This is a genomic window from Aliivibrio logei (assembly GCF_001691055.1).
In the GTDB taxonomy this organism is placed as follows: domain Bacteria; phylum Pseudomonadota; class Gammaproteobacteria; order Enterobacterales; family Vibrionaceae; genus Aliivibrio; species Aliivibrio salmonicida.
Map to the genome: position 1 here is coordinate 428,020 of NZ_MAJU01000008.1, position 23,456 is coordinate 451,475.

General features: G+C 36.2%; 23 protein-coding genes. 18 read left to right on the forward strand and 5 right to left on the reverse strand.

Annotated elements, in window-relative coordinates; all coding sequences use genetic code 11:
• The first annotated feature begins 9 nt into the window (after positions 1-9).
• The 11 genes from A6E04_RS06145 to A6E04_RS06195 all read left to right on the forward strand — a co-directional run bounded on the left by A6E04_RS06145 (position 10) and on the right by A6E04_RS06195 (position 9,684).
• Positions 10-1,050 carry a glycoside hydrolase family 88/105 protein gene (locus A6E04_RS06145; RefSeq protein ID WP_065610512.1) on the forward strand — a complete coding sequence of 347 codons (1,041 nt, stop codon included), beginning with the start codon at positions 10-12 and terminating at the stop codon, positions 1,048-1,050.
• A 9-nt stretch (positions 1,051-1,059) separates the two neighbouring features.
• The gene (kduD, locus tag A6E04_RS06150) at positions 1,060-1,821 is read left to right on the forward strand and encodes a 2-dehydro-3-deoxy-D-gluconate 5-dehydrogenase KduD (protein ID WP_065610514.1); all 762 of its coding nucleotides are present in this window, start codon (positions 1,060-1,062) and stop codon (positions 1,819-1,821) included.
• Complete coding sequence (locus tag A6E04_RS06155; protein ID WP_065610516.1) at positions 1,821-2,357, forward strand: YgjV family protein; 537 nt, start codon at positions 1,821-1,823, stop codon at positions 2,355-2,357. Before kduD ends, A6E04_RS06155 begins: the two co-directional genes overlap by 1 nt.
• Positions 2,354-2,998, forward strand: a complete 645-nt coding sequence (locus A6E04_RS06160) for an RpiB/LacA/LacB family sugar-phosphate isomerase (RefSeq protein ID WP_065591051.1) — start codon at positions 2,354-2,356, stop codon at positions 2,996-2,998. The genes A6E04_RS06155 and A6E04_RS06160 overlap by 4 nt, the downstream gene beginning before the upstream one ends.
• Positions 2,999-3,057: 59 nt before the next feature.
• The gene (gene kdgK / locus A6E04_RS06165; RefSeq protein ID WP_065610518.1) at positions 3,058-3,981 is read left to right on the forward strand and encodes a 2-dehydro-3-deoxygluconokinase; all 924 of its coding nucleotides are present in this window, start codon (positions 3,058-3,060) and stop codon (positions 3,979-3,981) included.
• A gap of 8 nt (positions 3,982-3,989) precedes the next feature.
• On the forward strand, positions 3,990-4,604 hold the full coding sequence (gene eda, locus A6E04_RS06170; RefSeq protein WP_065610520.1) for a bifunctional 4-hydroxy-2-oxoglutarate aldolase/2-dehydro-3-deoxy-phosphogluconate aldolase: 615 nt from the start codon (positions 3,990-3,992) through the stop codon (positions 4,602-4,604).
• Between the two features lie 85 nt (positions 4,605-4,689).
• Positions 4,690-6,207 (forward strand): DUF2264 domain-containing protein, encoded by a 1,518-nt coding sequence (locus tag A6E04_RS06175; RefSeq protein ID WP_065610522.1) that lies wholly within the window; start codon positions 4,690-4,692, stop codon positions 6,205-6,207.
• Positions 6,208-6,745: 538 nt separating this feature from the next.
• Positions 6,746-8,068, forward strand: coding sequence for a PTS cellobiose transporter subunit IIC (gene celB, locus A6E04_RS06180; RefSeq protein ID WP_065610524.1), 1,323 nt, complete (start codon positions 6,746-6,748; stop codon positions 8,066-8,068).
• Positions 8,069-8,070: 2 nt separating this feature from the next.
• Positions 8,071-9,033, forward strand: a complete 963-nt coding sequence (locus tag A6E04_RS06185; RefSeq protein WP_065610526.1) for a glycosylasparaginase — start codon at positions 8,071-8,073, stop codon at positions 9,031-9,033.
• A gap of 14 nt (positions 9,034-9,047) precedes the next feature.
• On the forward strand, positions 9,048-9,353 hold the full coding sequence (locus tag A6E04_RS06190) for a PTS sugar transporter subunit IIB (protein ID WP_012550287.1): 306 nt from the start codon (positions 9,048-9,050) through the stop codon (positions 9,351-9,353).
• Positions 9,354-9,363: 10 nt separating this feature from the next.
• Positions 9,364-9,684: a PTS lactose/cellobiose transporter subunit IIA gene (locus A6E04_RS06195; RefSeq protein ID WP_012550288.1), complete on the forward strand. Its 321-nt coding sequence runs from the start codon at positions 9,364-9,366 to the stop codon at positions 9,682-9,684.
• A 34-nt stretch (positions 9,685-9,718) separates the two neighbouring features.
• Here the strand turns inward: A6E04_RS06195 and A6E04_RS06200 are convergent, their stop codons facing one another.
• Positions 9,719-10,531, reverse strand: coding sequence for a helix-turn-helix domain-containing protein (locus A6E04_RS06200; RefSeq protein WP_065610527.1), 813 nt, complete (start codon positions 10,529-10,531; stop codon positions 9,719-9,721).
• A 480-nt stretch (positions 10,532-11,011) separates the two neighbouring features.
• On the opposite strand from A6E04_RS06200, the gene A6E04_RS06205 reads away from it, so the two are divergent.
• On the forward strand, positions 11,012-11,785 hold the full coding sequence (locus tag A6E04_RS06205) for a helix-turn-helix domain-containing protein (protein ID WP_065610529.1): 774 nt from the start codon (positions 11,012-11,014) through the stop codon (positions 11,783-11,785).
• 42 nt (positions 11,786-11,827) lie between these two features.
• On the opposite strand, the gene A6E04_RS06210 is transcribed toward A6E04_RS06205, so the two are convergent.
• From A6E04_RS06210 to A6E04_RS06225, 4 genes are all read right to left on the reverse strand, one after another.
• Entirely contained in the window at positions 11,828-13,081 is a 1,254-nt protein-coding gene (locus A6E04_RS06210) for a GGDEF domain-containing protein (RefSeq protein ID WP_065610531.1), read from the reverse strand.
• A 382-nt stretch (positions 13,082-13,463) separates the two neighbouring features.
• On the reverse strand, positions 13,464-14,648 hold the full coding sequence (uxuA, locus tag A6E04_RS06215) for a mannonate dehydratase (protein WP_065610533.1): 1,185 nt from the start codon (positions 14,646-14,648) through the stop codon (positions 13,464-13,466).
• Positions 14,649-14,778: 130 nt separating this feature from the next.
• The gene (locus A6E04_RS06220; RefSeq protein WP_023603175.1) at positions 14,779-15,570 is read right to left on the reverse strand and encodes an FCD domain-containing protein; all 792 of its coding nucleotides are present in this window, start codon (positions 15,568-15,570) and stop codon (positions 14,779-14,781) included.
• Between the two features lie 95 nt (positions 15,571-15,665).
• Positions 15,666-16,649 carry a TRAP transporter substrate-binding protein gene (locus A6E04_RS06225; protein ID WP_023603174.1) on the reverse strand — a complete coding sequence of 328 codons (984 nt, stop codon included), beginning with the start codon at positions 16,647-16,649 and terminating at the stop codon, positions 15,666-15,668.
• A gap of 285 nt (positions 16,650-16,934) precedes the next feature.
• Here A6E04_RS06225 and A6E04_RS06230 point away from each other — a divergent pair, with 285 nt between their 5' ends.
• The 6 genes from A6E04_RS06230 (at position 16,935) to A6E04_RS06255 (ending at position 23,369) form a co-directional block, all read left to right on the forward strand.
• Positions 16,935-17,444, forward strand: a complete 510-nt coding sequence (locus A6E04_RS06230) for a TRAP transporter small permease (protein WP_023603173.1) — start codon at positions 16,935-16,937, stop codon at positions 17,442-17,444.
• Between the two features lie 24 nt (positions 17,445-17,468).
• On the forward strand, positions 17,469-18,770 hold the full coding sequence (locus A6E04_RS06235; protein WP_023603172.1) for a TRAP transporter large permease: 1,302 nt from the start codon (positions 17,469-17,471) through the stop codon (positions 18,768-18,770).
• Positions 18,771-18,851: 81 nt separating this feature from the next.
• On the forward strand, positions 18,852-20,315 hold the full coding sequence (locus A6E04_RS06240) for a fructuronate reductase (RefSeq protein ID WP_065610535.1): 1,464 nt from the start codon (positions 18,852-18,854) through the stop codon (positions 20,313-20,315).
• A 59-nt stretch (positions 20,316-20,374) separates the two neighbouring features.
• Positions 20,375-21,799, forward strand: coding sequence for a glucuronate isomerase (gene uxaC / locus A6E04_RS06245; RefSeq protein WP_023603170.1), 1,425 nt, complete (start codon positions 20,375-20,377; stop codon positions 21,797-21,799).
• Positions 21,796-22,743 (forward strand): sugar kinase, encoded by a 948-nt coding sequence (locus A6E04_RS06250; protein ID WP_065610537.1) that lies wholly within the window; start codon positions 21,796-21,798, stop codon positions 22,741-22,743. The genes uxaC and A6E04_RS06250 overlap by 4 nt, the downstream gene beginning before the upstream one ends.
• On the forward strand, positions 22,743-23,369 hold the full coding sequence (locus tag A6E04_RS06255) for a bifunctional 4-hydroxy-2-oxoglutarate aldolase/2-dehydro-3-deoxy-phosphogluconate aldolase (RefSeq protein WP_065610539.1): 627 nt from the start codon (positions 22,743-22,745) through the stop codon (positions 23,367-23,369). Before A6E04_RS06250 ends, A6E04_RS06255 begins: the two co-directional genes overlap by 1 nt.
• Positions 23,370-23,456: the final 87 nt, after the last annotated feature.

Below are 23,456 nucleotides of genomic sequence, written 5' to 3' on the forward strand. Positions count from 1 at the left end.
GGATTGGAAATGAACAAGCAACACATTCAAGACTTAATGAAAAAAGTCTATCAATGGCAGCATACGAACCGTACTCGCTTTGTTATTCGAAGCACTGGTAAAAAACGTTTTCTACGTGCAACAGATTGGGAACGTGGCGTATTTTGGTTATCCGTGGCTGATGCCTGGAAAGAAACCAATGATCAAGACTACCTTGATGGTTTAATGGACTACACACTCAATACAGGATTTAGACCCGGTCATTTACCTCGTTTTGCTGATGACCATGTCTGTATTCAAGCCTATTTACCACTCTACCCTTTGATGGATACGCCTGAAATCATTGAGTATGCAACAAATGCATTCGATATCATGACCAATGACCCTAAAAATGGTCGTAACGACTGGTGGTGGTGTGACTCATTATTTATGGCACCTCCTGCATTTGCTGGTATTTCTGCGATTACAGGTGATAAAAAATACATCGATTATATGGATACTGCATTCTGGGATGCAGTTGATAATCTGTATGACCCTGAAACTGGTTTGTATTATCGAGATCATCGATATATTCCAAATGATGAACAAACCGAGCTTCGAGAAAAGAACGGTGAAAAAATATTTTGGTCACGGGGTGTTGGTTGGGTTCTAACAGCAATCCCTAGAATTCTAGAACATATGCCACAAGACTACCCTACTCGCGGGCAATACATTGCAATGTTCACTGCGCTAGCTGAAGAAGTCATTAAATATCAGCAAGAGGATGGATTCTGGCGCACAAGTTTACTTGACCCAGAGAATTACCCATCGCCAGAAAGCAGTGCAACCTCTTTGTTTGTCTGCGGCCTAGCATGGGGTGTTGAAAAAGGTTTATTAGATAAATCTATTTACTTACCAATCATCACTAAATCGTGGGAAGCATTAAAAACCTGTGTTCACGACAACGGCATGATTGGATGGGTTCAACTACCCGCTTACAACCCACGTGATGTTGAATTTGAACACAACATTGATTATGGCGCAGGTGCATTTTTACTTGCAGCTACACAAGTTATGAAAATTTTAAAATAAGGTTATCCCATGATTCTTGATTCATTTAATTTAAGCGGCAAAGTAGCAATAGTAACGGGTTGTGATACTGGCCTTGGTCAAGGTATGGCTCTAGGTCTTGCTGAAGCTGGTTGTGATATTATCGGTGTTAACATCACTGAACCAACTGATACTATTAGTAAAATCGAAGCTATCGGCCGTAAGTTTTTTGATATTCGTGCTAATTTAATGGCAATGGACTCTATTGATTCTATCGTAGAACAAGCGGTTGCTGAGTTCGGCCGCATTGATATTCTAGTAAACAATGCTGGCATTATTCGCCGTAATGATGCAATTGATTTCACAGAAAGCGATTGGGATGATGTAATGAACATCAACATTAAGACGACTTTCTTCTTATCTCAAGCAGTTGCAAAACAATTCATCGCTCAAGGTGAAGGTGGCAAAATTATTAACATCGCATCAATGCTATCTTTCCAAGGTGGGGTTCGTGTTCCATCATATACAGCATCAAAAAGTGCGGTTATGGGTGTCACTCGTGCGATAGCTAATGAATGGGGTCAATACGGTGTCAATGTTAACGCTATTGCCCCTGGATATATGGCGACCAATAATACACAAGCATTACGTGAAGATGCAGAACGCAACAAGGCTATCCTTGAACGCATCCCAGCAAATCGTTGGGGAACACCTGAAGATCTACAAGGAGCTTGTGTATTCCTAGCCTCAAAAGCATCTGATTATATCAATGGCTATACAATTGCTGTAGATGGCGGTTGGCTGTCTCGTTGATGGATCCCAGTTTGGTTGATATTTTCTCATTTGCACAACTATTAGGTCTTCTTAGTTTCATTTTAGGCATTGCTGCATTCTATCAAAAAAATGATAAACGATTGAAGATCCTTATGTTGGCTTTAAACATCAACCATATGTTTCATTATCTATTACTAGGCTCGACAGTATCGGCTCTCAGCTCCTTGCTATCGGCAATGAGAACCACAACAGCGATTTTTATTCGAAATGGTTATATCGCATTTGCTTTTGTATGTACCAGCTTGCTATTTGGCATTTTAACGACCGATTACATGTGGCAACTATTCCCTATAATAGGAACTGCAATTGGTAGTTACGCGATATTTATGCTCGACGGAATAAAAATGCGCTGTTGGTTTTTTATCGGCGCTACATGTTGGCTAATTAACAATCTTTTAATTGGTTCAATTGGTGGTGTTCTTTTAGAAACTACGGCGATGTCAGTAAACATAATCACCATCATTCGATTGTATAAAGACGATCGAATTTTAAACAAAAATTTGGAATTAAAATGAAAATTGCATTAACTATGGAAAATAGCCAAGCGGCTAAAAACTCAATCGTTTTAAATGAATTACTTACAGTAACAGCACAAAGTAACGATGAAGTATTTAACGTCGGCATGTCTGATGATCAAGATCACCACCTGACTTATATTCACCTTGGCATCCAAGCTTCTATTCTTTTAGCTTCTAAAGCGGTTGATTTTGTATTTACTGGCTGTGGTACTGGTCAAGGTGCAATGATGAGTTGTAATGCTCATCATAACGTTGTTTGTGGCCTTGCTATTGAACCATCTGATGCGTTCTTATTTACTCAAATCAACAATGGTAATGCACTTGCTCTTGCATTTGCTAAAGGATTTGGTTGGGCTGCAGAATTAAACATCCGTAATATTTTTGAAAAAGTATTATTATCTGGCTGTGAACGTGGCCAAGGCTACCCTATTGAACGCGCACTTCCACAACAACAAAATGCAGCTATTTTGAATCAAGTTAAACTTGCTGTCGCTAAAGACAATTATATTGACGCACTAAAGTCGATGGATCCTGAATTAGTTAAAACTGCAGTTATGGGTGAACGTTTTCAAGCGTGTTTATTTAACAATGCTGAAAACCAAGAAATCGTTGATTATGTTCGTTCTATCCTAAACTAATATCAATTAGCAACCTAGGCCGATCTTAATGATCGGTCTTTTGTATAAATAGGAATTTTATGGATATTACAAACATAGCCATTATTGGTGAATGCATGGTTGAGTTAAAAGAAATCAATGGTGTTGTTACTCAAGGTTTTGGTGGTGATACTCTCAATACGGCAATCTACCTTTCTCGTGCACTAGAAACACATAATACGACAATCTCTTATCTCACTTGTGTTGGTAAAGATAATTTTACCGAAAGAATGGTAGATAATTGGAAGAAAGAAAACATCTGCACAGATATGGTAAGAAGTTCTACAGATAAAAATAACGGTATTTACTCAATCAAAACAGACAGTGAAGGAGAACGAACCTTTAATTACTGGCGTAATGATTCCGCTGCAAAATATTGGATCACTAGTGAAAACGCCTCTCAAATCACGGCTGATTTATTGACTCATCAACTTATTTATTTAAGTGGAATTAGTCTTGCAATCCTTACTTCTGAATGTAGAGATACACTGTTTTCTATCCTTGAAAATTGTAAATATAAAGGTATAAAAATTGCCTTTGATAATAACTACCGCCCTACTCTTTGGAATAACCAATCAGAAGCCCAGTCTGCTTATACAAAAATGTTATCTTTAACTGATATCGCCTTCTTAACTTTTGATGATGAGCAGTTATTATGGGGAGACGATACCGCAGACCAAGCAATGCATCGTACAATCGATTTAGGTGTGTCTGAGATCATTATCAAACGTGGTAAGGATGATTGTATTGTTTACTCTTCTGATAACACCTCTTTTATTCCATCCGTAAAAGTAAACAATATCATTGATACTACGGCTGCTGGTGACTCCTTTAGTGCAGGTTACCTATCTAAGCGAGTATTAGGCTGTAGCGGCTCTGAATCGGCGGTTGCTGGTCATAAACTTGCAAGCACAGTTATTCAATACCACGGGGCCATTATCCCTAAATCTGTTATGCCAATCTGAGGTTCAAAATGAATTTAAACGAAAAACTAGCAAAAATTAAAGTGGTTCCTGTTGTGACAATCAAAGATGCATCTAAAGCAGCAATGATTGCAAAAGTTCTCGTCGAAAATGATTTACCTTGTGCAGAAGTTACTTTTAGAACAGAAGACGCTGCACAAGCGATTAAGAATATGCGTAAAGCTTATCCTGATATGCTAATCGGAGCTGGTACTGTTATTCGTAAAGAGCACGTTGATTTAGCGATTGAATCTGGCGTTGATTTTCTAGTTAGTCCTAGCATTAACCCTGAAATAGTGAAATACAGTCAAGAGCGTAATATCGAAATAATTGCAGGTGTAAACTCTCCTTATCTAGTAGAGAAAGCAATGCAATTAGGTTTACACACCGTTAAATTCTTTCCTGCTGAGCCATCAGGTGGTGTGGAAATGCTAAAAGCATTATCCGCGGTATACCCTGTTCAGTTTATGCCAACGGGAGGGATTAATCTTAATAATATTAATAACTATTTATCCATTCCTAGTGTTATTGCTTGTGGTGGTAGTTGGATGATACCAAATGAGTTAATAGATAATAATGAATGGGACAAATTAGCAGTTCTTGTAAAATCTGTCTCGGAGCTTTAATTATTTATGAAAAGCCGTTCATTGATTGAATGGCTTTTTAATTCATAGAGTAAATAACTAGAACAATAAAAAGGCTGTACTAATCATGTCCCCTATTCCCCAAAGAAAGCCGTTTTCATTTGAGCCTAAACAAATACAAGAAACAGAACGACCATTTATCGCTTATGAACATCCAACCATAATAACTTACGCTAACTCAATTAAAGAAAATATTATTAGATATAAAAATAAGAAATCAAAATATACGAAACACGATAATTATATAAAAGATCTATTTTCAAACGACACCATTGATTTAAAGACGCAATGTAATGCCATAGTAAGTTATATATCAGAATCATTCATACATTATTCTGTGTGGGATTTCAGTCATGCCTACTATCCAGGAAGACCTAGCCAACAAACTGCAAAAATTGATGCCATAGAAGGTACAAGTAGAACATTACCAACGCTTGCTGCATGGCTATACGCAAATGGTAAAGAAAATACTAATATTATAGGACTTAATAAAAAACCAATTAATGTACCAGACGTTCTTCGCCACGCTTTTCTTGCAGGAACAAACCCACACCACAAAGGGTTCTGGGGACAACTTCATGATTACGATCAAAGAACCTGTGAAAGTGCAGATTTAGCTCTAGCTTTATGGATGAGCAAAGAATGGGTATGGAACTATTTTTCTAATGCTGAAAAGGAACAAATCACGACTTGGTTTAAACAAGTTAATCACTGTAAAACAGTCGATAACAATTGGCATTTATTTATTCTAACAGTACAACTTGTTCTAAAAAACCTTACGGATGATAATCATATCCAATATCAAAAATATGAACGAATAAAAGAGTTCTATGTGGGTGATGGGTGGTTTCGTGATGGTGCTAAAGGCAATTATGATTACTATAATGCATGGGCCTTTCATTACAGTTTGTATTGGTTTACAAAAATAGACCCAGAATTTGATGCTGATTTTATTCGAAGTTCGTTATCAGGTTTAGTGGCTAATTATCGCTATTTCTTTACGGCCAAAGGGCTTCCATTTTTTGGCAGAAGCGCTTGTTATAGGTTAGCAGCAACCGCTCCTTTATTAGCTGCTGTAGATTTACAAAGTTCAGCGATACCAATTGGAGAAGCAAAGAGAGCCTTTGGCACCAATTTGAGATATTTCATTTCCAACGGAGCATTACAAGCAGGAATACCTACTCAAGGAATATTTGGTGATGACCCTAGATTAATCGATAACTACAGTGGGCCAGCAAGTAGCTTGTGGTCTTTAAGATCATTAAACATCGCTCTGTTTTGTGGAGATAAGATTAATCTTTGGCAAGCAGAAGAAACACCGCTAGCAATTGAAAAAGAAAATTTTGAATTTGATATCCCATCCATAAACATGAAAGTTATAGGGATATTTGATACCCAAGAAGTTATTACCATATTTAAAAATGAATATACACGAGAACAGTCACCATTAACTCGACGTTTACTTAAATCAGAACCATGGAGATTATGGTTTGAAACTATAACGGGTCGAGCTAATAGACCAAAAAACAACTTATTAAGAAAAGGGGTTACTTGTTATTCATCTAAAATGAATGGTTTTTTTTAACTTTTAAAATAGGTAGTGGCTAAATTTTCTTTTGAATTTTTTCAAGAGGATAATGACTTAGTAAGTACAAATTTGCAAAATTATACGCTGCTACTTTAACAATCCACTCTTCACTAAATTTAAATCGCTCTAATGAATCATTAAACTAAGAATGTTTTGGATAAATTAAATACAGCGTTCCTTACTTCTGTTATCCACATAAAAATCAATACTACCTGTCTGTATTCTGATTATTTAACGCTGCCTCATAGTTTATTCGTGATATCTCATTCCAATTCGCTAGTACTTTTGATTATAACATTTACCTCCCAATTATCATTCCTATCTCTTAAAGATCGAAAAGTATCTAATCTTTAATTAGTTAAAAGTAATATTTTGATCTTAATCACAACCGAAATAAATAAAGCAATCATGTGAAACCAATAAGATTACAAGTGTGACATATACCTTGTTTTAGCTTTTAATATGTTGATAGCATCATCGAAACAAAAAAATAGTTCCACATGATTGCAACTTAATATTACTAAAGTAGGTTCTTATGAAAAATGTCATGAGTTTTATTGAAAGTAGACTGATGCCAATCGCTGGTAAAGTCGCACAGCAACGCCATTTAGGTGCCATCCGTGATGCGTATATTTCATTTATGCCATTCATCATTGTTGGCTCAATTCTTTTAGTTATCAGTTCTTTTCCGAGTACTGCATACAAAGAATTTATGGCCTCTATATTTGGCGAAAACTGGGGAAATAACATTGAAATTCCGTTTTCAGTTATCTTCTCTGGTATGTCCATATTTATTTCATTCTTAGTCGCTTACCGTCTAGCTGAACGTTATAATTTAGACAAAATTTCGACAGGTATTCTTTCCCTATCCGCTTTTTTTATATTGACCCCTTTTGCGAACGATCCTGATATTGGTACTGTGATCCCAACAGAATGGTTAGGCTCCCGTGGCTTATTTGTTGCTATGATTGGTGCATTAGTTTGGACTGAAATATTCAAATGGTTTATTGATCGAAAAATCACAATAAAAATGCCTGACGGTGTGCCTCCTGCGGTTGAAAAATCCTTTGCTGCTTTAGTTCCTGCTACCGTAATTATGTGCTTTGCTTTAGCTATTCGATTAAGTTTTGCAACCACTGAGTATGGCACTATTCACCAATTCATTTATGACATGGTCGCAACCCCTATTCGCTCTTTTGGTACCTCTTATTTTGGGGCAATGCTTACCGGTCTGGCTATTACATTATTATGGTCTGTTGGTATTAACAGTGGTTCTATGGTTAACGGGATCATGCGTCCTATATGGGCAGAAAACCAACAAGACAACCTAACAGCTGTCGCTAATGGATTAACTCCCCCACACGTAATTACAGAGCAATTCTTTGATCTTATTTGGATGGGAGGAGCAGGCGCTACACTATCACTTATGATTGCAGTATTACTCTTTACTCGATCTCAACATGTACGCCAAGTGGGTAAGTTAGCCGTTGGTTCATCAATTTTCAACATTAATGAACCCGTTCTGTTTGGCTTACCAATCATTATGAACCCAATCATGTTGATCCCTTTTAATCTTGTTCCAATGATATTAATTACAACACAGTACATTGCAATGTCATCAGGCTTAGTTGCCACAACGACTGGCGTCTTTATCCCTTGGACTTTGCCTGCGGTCTTCTCTGGTTTTATTGTAACCGCTAGTATTTCTGGCGCTGTAATGCAGATAATTAATCTGGCGATTGGTGCCATGATTTACTTACCATTTTTACGAATTATTGATAAACAATACCGTTCTCAAGAAACCCCTATTGTTTCGGAAGAACCGACACCTTCTGAAGCTACTTTAGAGAGAGCATAATAATGAATGAATCTAAATGGGGAATAATTGCTACTTGGCGTATGGCATTTGATGGGATCAGTGATGGTGCTGCCCGTCTGAAAGAAAGAAAAACATCACAAGAAGCGGTGATTCAAGCGGTAAAAATAGTGGAAGATTATCCTTTTTATAAAAGTGTGGGTTATGGTGGTTTACCTAATGAAAACGGTGTTGTTGAATTAGACGCCGCTTTTATGAATGGGACAACAATGGCTATTGGTGCTGTTGCTAGTATACAGAACGTAGCGAATCCAATACTCGTTGCTGAAGCATTGAGTAATGAACGATTCAACAGCTTTATGGTTGGCTCAGGTGCCGAAAGTTGGGCGTTATCTCATGGCTTTGAAGAAAAAAACATGCTTACAGAGCGCGCAAAACAGCATTACGCTAAACGCTGTCAAGAAACATTAGACCGAGGATTATCCCCTTACACTGGACATGATACGGTTGGTGTCGCTGCGGTTGATCTTAATGGTGAAATATCAGTAGCAACCTCTACCAGTGGCTTATTTATGAAACGTGCTGGCCGTGTTGGTGATTCTCCAATTTCAGGCTCTGGATTCTATGCAGATAGTGATATTGGCGCAGCTACCGCGACAGGGCTAGGTGAAGACTTAATGAAAGGTTGCGTCAGCTATGAAATAGTTCGACGTATGGGCAGCGGAATGACACCACAAGAAGCGGCTGAAAGTACCGTTAATGATTTAGAAAAAAAACTAAAAGAACGTTATGGCCGTTCTGGTGACCTTTCTGTTGTTTGTATTAACAAGGAAGGTGAATTTGGAGCTGCCACAAACATTGATGGCTTCTCGTTCTCTGTAGCGACTTATAAGCAACAACCAACGATATATACGTGTGTTCGTAATGGTGAGCACACAGAACACAGCATTGCTAACCAAGAATGGTTAGATGCTTATCAAGCACGAATTACTGCACCTATTGTATAATTTTGGAGTTTAAAATGAAAAAGATCCTACTTATTTGTGATATGGGTATGTCTACTAGCTTAGTCGTTAAACGCATGCTTGAGCACGCAAAAAAAGAAAACATTGATGTGGAAATTGAAGCAAAAGGCTCTCAAGATTTTAATTCTGCTGCAACTGAATTTGATTGTTTTCTTATCGCACCTCAAATCGCTTATAAAATAAATGACTTCACCAATATTGCAAAAGAACATAATAAGCCTATCGCTCTCATCAACATGATGGATTACGGCATGACAAAAGGCGATAAGATCCTCGCTCAAGCATTAGATATGATGGACTAAGGCTAAAATTATGGATAGTGAAGAGTACGAAGAAAAAGTAATGATGCTGCTTGTTAATGCGGGATCTGCTCGTAGCCAATTAATGGAAGCAATGAGAGCCGCTCGTCAGAAGAATTTTGAACTGTCTGATAAGCATATTGAAGGTGCGCAAGCTGCATTAAAAGAAGCACACTCAATTCAAACTAGACTTATTGAATTTGATGAAGGAGAAGGAAAACTTCCCGTTCATATTGTGATGGTTCACGCTCAAGATCACCTTATGAACGCCGTTTTATTAATGGATATGGCAACAGAAATTATCTATTTGCATAAAGAACGAATGATTTCATAATAGATACATTTATAGGGGGGCAACTCCCCTATTTTCAGTAAGTTGATGCTATATAAGCGTGAGGGGTCAAATTTTTAAATTTCTTTCTTATAACTCTTTTATTTAAAATATCTTCGTATTCTAAAATTGTCGCTCCAAGACCTAATCTTCTATCAAATAGCTCTCCTACTAATAAATCAGGCATCATTTTCTCAAAATTTGCATCACTATTTATCTCTAAACCCGTGTGTATTTCGAACTCGTTTAAGACTAATGCCGAGATATCTTGTGCTATTTGATTTGATGATGAGCTTATTGATTCAATCTTATAAGGAAGTGCATTAGTTAAAAATTTAACTATTTTTTGTTTCGCTGGTTCATCATCTTTTTTAATTAGAGCAAAACTAATATGACCACTGAATTTTTCAACAAAAATCAATAAAACGCTTTGAGGGGCTATAGTTTCAGGGATAATAAAAGCGTCAATAATTATAGCGTTTTTATTTCCTTCTACTTTAGGTTTAATCAAACGCCCTACTTTATGAGAACTTAAACAGCGATTTAAGCTTGATCTTGAAACGCCTTTATTAATCAATAAACGAGTTACTTCAAGTAATTCATCCAATGAAAGATAAAGTCGTTTTCTAAGGTAAAGAATGAATACTTCCTGTTCAGGAGTTAAGGTTTTATGAATCACTTTTGGCCTATGTGATTTGTCATGAAAACAATCACGGTTACGCCATTTCTTAACAGTATCAATGGATATGCTCAATTCATTTGCTAATTCAGCATCAGTTTTATCCGAAGACTGAATATACTTTCGTGTTCTTGGCGTCGTGCTTGCATTTGAATGTAATTTAAGTTCCATACTCATGCTCTCAAAGTTGTTTGCTTAAAACAAATTTAAATTAAAAAACCAATAATATCAAGGACTACTACTCATTAGTACGTGAGTTATCTCATATAGAAAAATAAAATTAAAGGATCATAAGATCAGGCTAAAAATACATAAAGCTCACAATAATATGAGTGTTATTTAATCATAAAAAACATCACAGTTATTTTGTCTATTAACACATCAATCAACAATGATATAATCTTATTTCCCACCAAATTTAACTACTAATGACTTTTATCTATATATAACTTCACACTTTTCCTATAAATACTATCAGTCCATATAAATATATTACTTAAGGTGTATATTTTTACGTTTAAATTCATATAAATAAACTCAAGTACGATAGGTATCATCAATAAAAATTATTGACACTTTCTGTTAGTTACCTTTTTTATATGATTCATTATAATAAAAAACAAAATTAAACAGTTATAAAGGATATGATAAGTGTTTAAAAATTTTAGTCACAAAGGATATTCAATTATAAAAAGAGCCAACATTTCAATAATACGGCCAAGTTTAATATGGGTAGTTAATGGTCAGAAAAAAATATTCATGAATAAAGATATATTAACTTTAAATCCTGGTGAATTATTGTTCATTAATAATGATGACAAATTAAGCTTTGTTAACAAACCAATAAATAATATTTTCTTAGCAAAACAAATAAGTTTCTTATCTAAACCAGACAAAGAAATGATATTATTAAGTAAAGGAATAGTAAAAAAAATTGATAATTACCCTATAATAAAATTAACATCTGACTTAAAAAAAAACATAGAATTCTTTCATAGTTTAGATACTACTATTATTAGTAATAAGATTAAACTAATGATAGCAAATGTTATATATATGCAGTTAGCAGAAAAAGGATTACTTCATATACTATTTCCATTTGAAGATGATGATATCGAAATAAAATTATGTTTATTTCTTTCAAATGAACCTAACTACAAACATAGTATTATTAATTCATGTTCGTATCTAGGTGTTAGTAGGTCAACATTGATTAGACATTTAAACAAAAAAAATACAACGTTCAAACTGTTATTACGAAAAGTAAGAATGAAGCATGCCATGTTTTTAATAAAACAAGGTTGTGACGACATTGACACTATAGCTTTAGATTGTGGCTACCAATCTACACATAGATTTCAAAATTACTTTAAGGAAGAGTTTAATGTCTCATTAAAAAAATACATTTCAGACTTAATATATTAAATTTATAATAGGATGGTAACCTCATATATATGAGGTTACCTATTAAAAATCGATATTTATTTTGTTTTTTCCATCTTTCTTAGATCTATACAACATCGAATCTGATTTCAATAATGCCTCAACAAACTTAGCGTCGCCAACATATCCACCAATTGATATAGTCACCTTTAGACCATTAGTTATTTCATTCTGAACTGATTTACTTATTCTTTCTGCTACATCGATTACTAGTTTAAAATCTATCACATCAAGAACAATCAAATATTCATCTCCACCCCATCGAAATGCCTTATCTTTTCCTCTTATATTGCTTTTAATTATATTAGCGATGTCAACTATAACAGCATCACCAATATGATGACCGTATGTATCATTGATAAATTTAAAGTCATCAACATCAATATATAAAAGTGATTGTTCTCCACTTAAACAAATTCTATCTATATAATCTCTTCGATACAATCCAGTCAAAGCATCGATACTATAATATCTGGCAATAAAAAACATAATAAAATTATATGTCAAATAAACTAACGATGACAATAATAAACTTATCATAATAATTTTTGATATTTTAATATTTATCGTTAGATATTCAGATTCTGAGCAAGAAACATTTATTTTATTAGAACTAGGATCAATAACTCCATTAGATTCAATCGATATAAAATAAGAAAAAAAACCAAGATTTCTTTTAATATTATTAATGACATAATCTACATCGATATCAATAGTAAGTATAGACACCAGTTTCCTATCAATATAAATAGGATAAATTACGGTTCTTATTAATCTATTATTAAAACTGTCCTCATATACTCCAGTGATAACTAAATCACAAGAACCATACTTATCAAATATATCAATACTGTTATATTTATTCAACATTTCATTATAACTATAAACTTTGTTTTCATAGCTTTTTACTAATGGCATAAAGTAACTATAATCTATCTTACCATTTGATTTATTTAATATCGATATAATATAAATACCTTCATTTACCTTAAACGACTCTTTTAATTTATTTATACCATATTTCAAATCTAAAACATTAGAATTATGATTGACAACTAAAAAAGATCCGTCAATAAAATTATAAGTTCCCTTTTCTTTTTCTTTATATTCAGCGTTAATATAAAAATTTGAAAATCTTATTATTTTATCAAAAAAACCATCTAACACATTAGAAAATTCAGATTTAATTTGACTACTACTCATTAAAGTATTAGCCAAAAAAAACAAAGTCATAAATAAAAAAATAATACCAAAATATTTTATTTTTAAATTTAGCACTATTTTAATTCCCACATAAATTACTAAGCTTGTAATTTAAATTAACAAAACATAAATGTAAATAACCAAAAGTATCGATACTAATCGTTATAGAAATTAATCGTTAAATACGAAAATTTAAATGTCTATTAATTCCACACCATTATAATGCTGTAAAAATGTTACTAATAAATACAAGAAAAGTTAATTTTCACTCTGCTTTAGTGTTAATTCATAAATTTCATGCGATTAGGCAAGTTCAAAAAGTATCTCCAAGGACCTCAGTATACTTAGGCTTTAATCAATGAAAATAACTACTCAGTTATATGTATAAAAGGATGATTTATATGCATAAATCATCCTTAAATATTATTGGTCCACTAATTATGAACTAGAATCAGTTTTATTTTGTGAAAAATGCCCGCTTTAATGCCATCTCTAAACCTCGAACTTCAGCAAGACCTTTTAATCTACCAATTGCAGAATAACCAGGATTCGTCTTTTTCTTCAAGTCATCTAGCATCTGATGACCATGATCTGGACGCATAGGTATTAGTCTCATATCGCCAACAGCATCACGACGCTGTTCTTCTCTAAGAATTTCCATCACTACATTATACATATCAACATCACCATCAAGATGTGCCGCTTCGTGAAAGCTAAGCTGATTATCTTCACGTTGCGTTGAACGCAAATGAGTGAAATAGATACGATCACCATGCTGTCTAATCATATTAACTAAATCATTATCACCACGTACTCCATATGAGCCTGTACACATTGTTATTCCATTCATTTGGCTTGGTACTTCCGCTGTTAACCAATTAATATCTTCAATCGTGGAAACAATACGCGGTAAACCAAGAATCGGACGTGGTGGATCATCTGGATGTACTGCCATTTTCAGACCGTTAGCATCACAGATAGGCATTAACTCTCTCAAGAAGTACACCATATGCTCACGAAGTTTATCTTTCGTAATACCTTTATAGCGATCTAATTGGGCTTGGAACTCTTGTAATGTATACCCTTCTTCCGCTCCAGGTAATCCAGCAATTATATTACCTGTTAATTTAGCAATATCGATATCAGACATATTATTAAAATAGATTTGAGCTTGCGCTTTATCTTCTATTGAATACGCATCTTCGGCATTTGGACGTTTTAAAATATGTAATTCAAAAGCAGCAAATGCAATTTGATCAAAACGTAAGGCTTTAGATCCATCTTCCATTTCAAATTCAAGATCTGTACGAGTCCAATCCAAGACTGGCATAAAGTTATAGCATACAGTATCAATGCCACACTCTGCTAAATTGCGTAATGTTTGTTTATAGTTATCAATCCACAATTGGTAATTACCCGTTTGTGTTTTAATCTCTTCATGTACAGGGACACTCTCAACGACTGACCAGGTTAAACCTTTATCTTCAATCAAAGCTTTACGAATAAGAATTTCTTCTTTCGTCCACACCTCACCATTAGGGATATGATGTAATGCGTTTACAATACCAGTAGCTCCCGCCTGACGAATATCATTTAGAGATACAGGGTCACTAGGACCATACCAACGCCAAGTTTGTTCCATGACAATCACCTTTTATACAGACACACTTAACCCGCTCGGAAAATATTAACGAGAGAAGTATTTAAAAATTTAAATTAATTGCTACTTTAAAAGTAGCAATTCCAAATAAAAATCAACAGAACGTTGATCTTTATTTATCTTCCTCAAGGAAGACAACAGGGTTTGAGCTAAACAAATATCCATCGAAATTAGGATCATCAATATCAGATAGCTCAAGTAGTCGTTGTTTTACATTTTCAAGGTGTTGCCACATTGCATTTTTCGCTGCAATAGGATCTTTTCGCTGCATAGCTAAAAGAATTTTAGCGTGATCACCTAACCATTCTTCACGATAATTCTGATTATTAATGCGTAAATGAAGCTTTCTCCACATTGGACTTTGTTCGCGACGGGCCCAAGAATGTTTCAGCATATCTACTAACACAGAGTTCTGCGTTGCCTCGGCTATACAAAGATGGAATTGTTCATCTCCATTACAATCTGAAGATTCATTTGCCACTTCATGGTGCTCAAGTTCAAGTGCGGCTCTCATTTTAGCAATATCACCAGGTGTAACTTGAATTGCAGCAAACTCAGCAATATTGCTTTCTAGCAACTGCCTTGCTTGTAACATTTCAAATGGACCAGCCTCATCGAAAATCACGCGCTCTCGGCTATTAGCAGTTTCACTCGGAATATTAAGTACATATACCCCAGAGCCTTTTTTAACTTCAACTAGGTTTTCAAGTTCAAGCATAATGATCGCTTCACGTACCACCGTCCGACTTACATTTAATCGTTCTGCGATATCACGCTCGGGAGGAAGACGATCTCCCACACTATACTGACTGTTCATTAACTCTTGTCTTAGTACTAACCCTAACTCTTGATAAGGTCTTTTTGCTTCAAAAGGCATCATATTGATATTGTCGCTATATTCCATTGCATTCTATATATCATAATAAAGATATGACAAAATTGGTCAACCTATTTATGGCAAATAGTTACAACACCTTGTTATATTATCTTTACAGTTAATTATTGAACCGCTTTAATACGATTAACAATTTCTGCTAATTCAGGATTTGTCGTATTTAAAGCTTCATACATTGGTTGTACAGCATCGACAAAAGCTTGTTTGTTTGGCGTTATAAATGTCACTCCCAACTTCTCTGCTTTAGCTCGTTCTGTTGCTTCTGATTCCGCCCATAATTTTTTCATTAATTCCATAGAATTATTTGCTGCTTTTTTTAACGCTATACGATTTTCTTCTGACAAACTATCGTAAGCTTTATTTGAAATAACGAGAACATCAGGCACCATTGTGTGTTCATCTAAACTAAAAAATTTAGATACTTCACTATGACGACTCAAACTATATGACGGTATATTGTTTTCAGCAGCATCTACGACACCTTGTTGAAGAGCTGTATATAACTCTCCATAAGCTAGAGGGGTTGCATTTCCACCTAATGCTTTGACCATGCTGATCGCAGAAGGACTTGGCTGTACTCTAATTTTTAAGCCTTTAAGATCTTCAGGTGTATTAATAGGTTTAGATGCATAGAAACTACGAGCCCCAGCATCATAATAGGTTATTCCAATGAAACCACTATCCCGAGAAGAAGCCAAAATCTCCTCACCTACTTCCCCTTTCTGTACATCATAGTAATGTGATTTATTACGAAATAAATAAGGCAGATTAAATGCAGCATAAGCAGGTGCAAAAGCTTCTAATTCAGCTGCATTTGTTTTAACCATATCAAGTGCACCATTCTGCATAAGCTCCATTGATTCACGCTGAGTTCCCAATTGAGCATCAGGGTAAATACGTATACGAACTTCGCCATTAGTTAATTCACGTACTTCTTTTGCCATTGAATCCATAGCCTTATGGACAGCGTAATCACGCGACTGGTTATGACTAAGTTTTAATATGGTTGCAGAAACAGCTGAAGTACTAACGCTTAGACTTAACGCAGTACCAATCAGTACCGTCAATATACTTTTACGTATCATTATTGTATCTCCATTAAGTAATTATCCATTTTTTTAAGATGTATTTGAATACAGGTGAATCTTGAGTCCAAATCAATACACCGTCAAAACAAAAATACAAATTGGTTGACCCAAATCACAATAATAACCGTCAAATTGGCCAACCAATTCATTTGGGACATAGCTCACAGGATTATAATTAGCTGTTATCTATAATCATCCTCAGAAAAATAGGATGTTAAAAGTAACAATAACTAATATTGGTTAACCAGCGTTAACTATATGCTCCCACACACAAAGGAATTAAAAGTGAATAAATTGGTTAATTATATAAATAGAGGGTTAGCTGCATTTACTATCTCACTCTCTACCTTTTTAGTTTTCTGTGTCATCTGGCAAGTGATATCACGATATGTGATTGGTAAACCAAGCACTATCACAGATGAATTAGCTCGCTATTTATTTATGTGGGTTGCACTTATTGGTGCAGCGTATACCACTGGCCAAAAGCGCCATCTTGCTATCGACTTATTAACTATGAAATTGACCGGTAAACGAAAATTGATTAACGAGATTTTCATTCAAGCCGCCATAGCAGTATTTGCTTTTATCGTATTAATTTACGGAGGTATTAGTCTCGCGCTTAAAACATTAGCCACCGGGCAAGTAACACCTGCGTTAGGTTGGGAGATGGGTTACATCTATTTTTGTTTACCATTAAGTGGGGCATTAATGATTTTTTATTCTTTTATCTTCAGCCGTGAAAAAGTAAAAGAATTAATATCTAGCCGCTCTTTACCTACATCAAAATCCCAATAACACTAATTAAAAAGGAATTAAATTATGGAATGGCTAGTCATTCTTACTCTATTTGGTAGCTTTGCAGTTTTATTAACATTAGGCATACCCGTTTCATTTGCGATTGGTTTATCTTCTTTAGCCACAATTATGATGAGTCTCCCCCTTGAGCCTGCAATTGCCGTAGTTGCACAACGTATGGCAGCAGGTCTTGATAATTTTGCATTACTTGCAATCCCGTTCTTTATTTTAGCGGGAAATATTATGAATCAGGGTGGTATCGCGATCCGCCTTATCAATTTTGCAAAAGTATTATGTGGCCGCTTACCGGGTTCATTAGCTCATGTAAATATAATGGCAAACATGATGTTTGGTTCTATTTCAGGATCAGCGGTAGCTTCTGCAGCTGCAGTTGGTGGCACAATGTCTCCTTTACAAAAAAAAGAGGGTTATGATGAGCATTTTTCTGCTGCAGTTAATATTACATCATGCCCTACAGGTCTATTGATCCCACCGAGTAATACCCTAATTGTTTTCTCTCTTGTTTCTGGTGGGACATCGGTTGCAGCATTGTTTCTTGCCGGTTATATCCCTGGTCTAATTATGGGCGTAAGTTTAATGTGTGTAGCAGGTTTTATTGCTAAGCGCCGAGGCTATCCTGTCGCACCAAAACCAAGTATTGCTGATGTATGGGATACATTATTAAAAGCCTTACCTTCTCTAATGCTTATCGTCTTAATCATGGGTGGAATAATTGGAGGTATTTTTACCGCAACCGAAGCCTCCGCGATTGCCGTTGTATACACATTTATACTTGCAGTGATCGTTTACCGTGAAGTTAAGATAAAACAACTTCCCGCCATCATCTTAGAATCAGCAGTAACCACCTCTATCGTTCTACTATTAGTAGGGGCATCAATGGGGATGTCATGGGCAATGGCTAACGCTGATATCCCGTATATGATTGCCGATGCATTATTGGCCGTTTCTGATAACCCACTCATTGTCTTATTAATTATTAATATAATTTTACTCATCGTTGGTATCTTTATGGATATGACTCCAGCAGTGCTTATTTTTACGCCTATCTTTTTGCCTATCGTATTAGACCTAGGTATCGACCCAGTACACTTTGGGATCATGATGACGTTTAACCTTGCGATTGGTATATGTACTCCTCCAGTAGGTAGTGCATTATTTATCGGCTGCTCAGTTGCAAATGTCTCTATTGATAAAGTTATTAAACCATTATTACCTTTTTATGCAGCACTGTTCATTGCTCTTATGGCTGTTACCTTTATTCCACAATTAAGCTTATTTTTGCCTGGTTTAATTTTAGGCTACTAAATCCTTATCCATTAATTAAAACACTCCAATTATTATATTTCTCATCGGTAATATACCGATGAGAAAATCAAGGAACACAACATGTTGAATATTGCGAATACCAAAGTAAGTCCCCACATCATCCTTCCTAGTTATGATAGATCAACTCTTAAAAGTCGTATTGTTCATTTAGGATTCGGAGCATTTCATCGTGCTCACCAAGCGTTATTTACTAGCGAAATGTTAGACAAAATCAATAGTGATTGGGGGATTTGTGAAATTAACCTGTTTGGTGGTGAAGATCTTATCAAACAACTGCGTGAACAAAACCATTTATATACAGTGGCAGAAAAAGGTGAACACACAACAACAGTAAAAATGGTCGGTTCTGTTACGGAATCTCTACACCCTGCCCTTGATGGGCAACGAGCCATACTAGAAAAAATGGCTGAAGAGCAAGTTGCTATCGTCTCTATGACAATTACAGAAAAAGGTTATTGTACGGATCCTGCCACTGGCCGTTTAGATCACAATAATGTTCTAATCAAAGCAGATTTAACTCACCCACAAGAACCTAATTCTGCCATTGGTTATATTGTTGAAGCATTACGCATTCGTCGAGAACTTGACATCAAACCATTCACCGTAATGTCTTGTGATAACGTGCAAGAAAATGGTCATGTTGCTCGTGCAGCGGTACTCGATTTTGCAATGTTAGTCGATAAGGATCTTGCGATCTGGATTGAAAATAACGTAACTTTCCCATGTACTATGGTCGATCGTATTGTGCCCGCGGCAACTGCTGAAACATTAGCAGAAATAACAACTTTAGTCGGTGTTGAAGATCTATGTGGTATCGCTTGTGAACCATTCAGACAGTGGGTTATTGAAGATAACTTCGTAAATGACCGCCCTGACTGGAACATCGTAGGTGCAGAGTTTGTCTCTGATGTTGTTCCTTTTGAAGAAATGAAACTGCGTATGCTTAATGGCAGCCACTCTTTCTTAGCCTATCTTGGCTATTTAGGTGGCTACGCACACATCTCTGATACGATGACCAATGACAACTATCGTAAAGCTGCTTTCGATATGATGATGAAAGCACAAGCTCCAACGTTAAACATGCCAAAAGGCACAGATCTAGAAACCTACGCAAAACTACTAATTAATCGTTTTACCAACCCAAGTCTTAAACACCAAACATGGCAGATAGCAATGGATGGAAGCCAAAAAATCCCTCAACGTATGGGAGATTCACTACGCTTCCATTTAGAAAAAGGCACTAATTACAAATGGCTAGCAATGGGTATTGCAGGTTGGATGATGTATATAAGTGGCTCTGATGAAAAAGCTAACCCTATTGATATTAGAGATCCAATGGTTGAACTATTTAAAGAAATCTACCAACAACACGGTGTTAATACCTCCGTGGTTAAAGCACTTTTAGGTATTAAAGCAATCTTCGGCACTGATCTAATTAAGAACGAAGCATTCGTTACCGAAGTAACCGACGCTTATCAGTTAATAATGACTAACGGTGCTCGCGCAGCTGTTGCATCACTTTAATTCATTTATATCCCTTCAGCTAAAACTCTTTTTGAAGGGATACTTTTTTGGAGTTACCAATGAAAGATTTTCTATGTGAAGATTTTCTTCTAACCAATGAGATTGCACGCCGTTTATACCACGACTTCGCGAAAGACATGCCTATCTATGATTACCATTGCCATCTCAACGCACAAGAAATCGCAGATAACCGCCGTTTCGACAACCTTGGTCAAATGTGGTTAGAAGGTGACCATTATAAGTGGCGCGGTATGCGTGCCGCAGGTATTAGCGAGTCGCTCATTACGGGCAAGGAAACCTCTGATTTTGAAAAATACATGGCATGGGCAAAAACAGTACCACAGACGCTCGGCAATCCGTTATACCACTGGACTCATCTAGAACTACGTCGTCCATTTGGGATCACAGGTAAACTATTCAGCCCTGAAACAGCCGAAGATATCTGGCACGAATGTAATGATATGCTAACAAGTCCAGAGTTTTCTGCGCGTGGCATCATGAAACAAATGAATGTAGTTATGGCCGGCACAACAGATGATCCTATTCACACATTAGAACACCATAAAGCCATTGCTAAAGATGATACTTGTGACATTGAAATTGCACCAAGCTGGCGTCCTGATCGAGCCTTCAAGATCGAGCTAAATGACTTTACAGAATACATGCAGATTTTAGGCGAAGTTGCAAATATTGAGATTACCCGTTTCGCTGATTTACTCACGGCATTGGATCGTCGTCTTGATCATTTCTCAGCGCATGGTTGCCGTGCCGCCGACCATGGCATTGAGATTGTTCGATACAGCAGAGTACCGGAAGAATCAGTATTAGATGCCATGCTAGTACGACGTCTTAATAATGAAATACTAACAGAACAAGAAATCGACCAATTCAGTACTGCCGTTCAGGTGTGGCTAGGAACTCAATATGCGAAGCGTAGCTGGGTAATGCAACTTCATATTGGCGCACAACGGAATAATAGTACTCGCATGTTCAAGCTATTAGGCGCTGACAGTGGCTTTGATTCTGTTGGTGACCGTCCGTTTGCGTTAGAGCTAGCCTCATTACTTAATGCTATGGATATCACTAATGAGCTACCAAAGACCATTCTTTATTGTCTGAATCCCCGCGATAACGAAATGATGGCAACAATGATTGGTAACTTCCAAGGAGGTGGCATTGCAGGAAAAGTACAATTTGGTTCAGGTTGGTGGTTCAACGATCAAAAAGACGGTATGCAACGCCAGATGGAACAATTATCTCAACTGGGTCTGTTAAGCCAGTTTGTGGGAATGTTAACAGATTCTCGTAGCTTCTTATCTTATACCCGTCATGAGTATTTTCGTCGTATTCTGTGTAATATGATTGGTCAATGGGTACAAAATGGTGAAGCACCTCACGACATGGCAATGCTAGGCAAGCTTGTGCAAGATATCGCTTTCAACAATGCAAAAACCTACTTCAAACTACCAGGAGAATATGCATGAAACGTATCGCAATTATCGGCGAATGCATGATAGAACTTAATGGAGCTCCTTTTCGCACCATGCAACAAGCTTATGGTGGCGATTCATTGAACACGGCAATATATATGGCACGTACTGCAGGCCAATCTATCGAGATTGATTACGTCAGTGCTCTTGGTGTAGATACGATCAGTGAAGGTATGATTTCACGCTGGAAACTAGAAGGTATCAATACTGATTATGTACTTCGTGATCCTACTCGCCAACCAGGATTGTACCTCATCCAGTTAGACGAACAAGGTGAAAGAACCTTCCTTTATTGGAGAAATCAATCAGCTGCCCGCTACTTACTACAACATCCTGGTTTTCCTAATGTTGAGCATCATTTAGCTAATGTCGACATGGTCTACCTGAGTGGTATTAGTCTTGCCATTTTACCACCAACAGATAGACAAAAATTAATCAACTTATTACATAATATAAAAGCTAAAGGTGTCGAAATTGCCTTTGACTCCAATTACCGCCCCGCTCTTTGGGACACCAAATTAGAAGCACAAGCGTGTTATAAACAAATACTAACATTGACTGATCTTGCACTTGTTACTGATGATGACGAGGAATGCTTATGGGGAGATAGCTCACAACAAGATACTTTACATCGTTTACGTAATCATGGTGTAAGAAATGTAATATTGAAACAAGGTGCTAAAGGGTGTTTATATACCGACTTTACTACCGATATACCTGAACTTATTGCAACTACACCAATAGATACTGTTATTGATACAACCTCAGCTGGTGACTCATTTAATGCAGGATTTCTAGCTGGATATCTAACTAATAAAACCCCACGAGAAGCAGCCTTGCAAGGACACCAACTTGCAGGAATAGTGATTCAACATAAAGGGGCCATTGTCCCAAGATCTGCGACTGAATCAATCAATTTTAATAAGGAAATAAAATAATGAGTACTATCTCTGAACAACTAGCAGCAATAAAAATCATTCCCGTTATTGCACTTGAACGTGCTGAAGATATTATTCCATTAGGCAAAGCATTAGCTGAAAATGGATTACCTGCGGCTGAAATCACCTTCCGTTCAGACTCCGCAGCAGAAGCAATTCGATTACTACGTAAAGCACAACCAGATATGCTCATAGGCGCAGGTACCGTATTAAATCGTGAACAAGTTATCGCAGCAAAAGATGCAGGTGCAACTTTTATTGTATCACCAGGGTTTAATCCTAATACCGTAAGAGCTTGCCAAGAGTTAGGCATCGACATTATTCCTGGAGTGAACAATCCCTCAACGGTTGAAGCAGCACTTGAAATGGGACTGACAACATTGAAGTTTTTCCCTGCTGAAGCTTCAGGTGGTATTAATATGCTTAAATCACTACTAGCACCTTATACAAAAATACAATTTATGCCAACAGGCGGTATTAACACCAAAAATGTGAATGACTATCTTGCCATTGAACGAGTATTAGCTTGTGGTGGAACATGGATGGTTGACCCAAAACTAATCAATGCAGGTCGATGGAATGAAATCGGTCGTTTAGCGCGAGAAGCGGCTGATTTAGTAAAATAATTTATGTTACTTTATTATTATATTAATGAGTTCAACTATAAAACCTATCAATATGGCAGATGAAGTCATCCAACTTAGTACTTAACG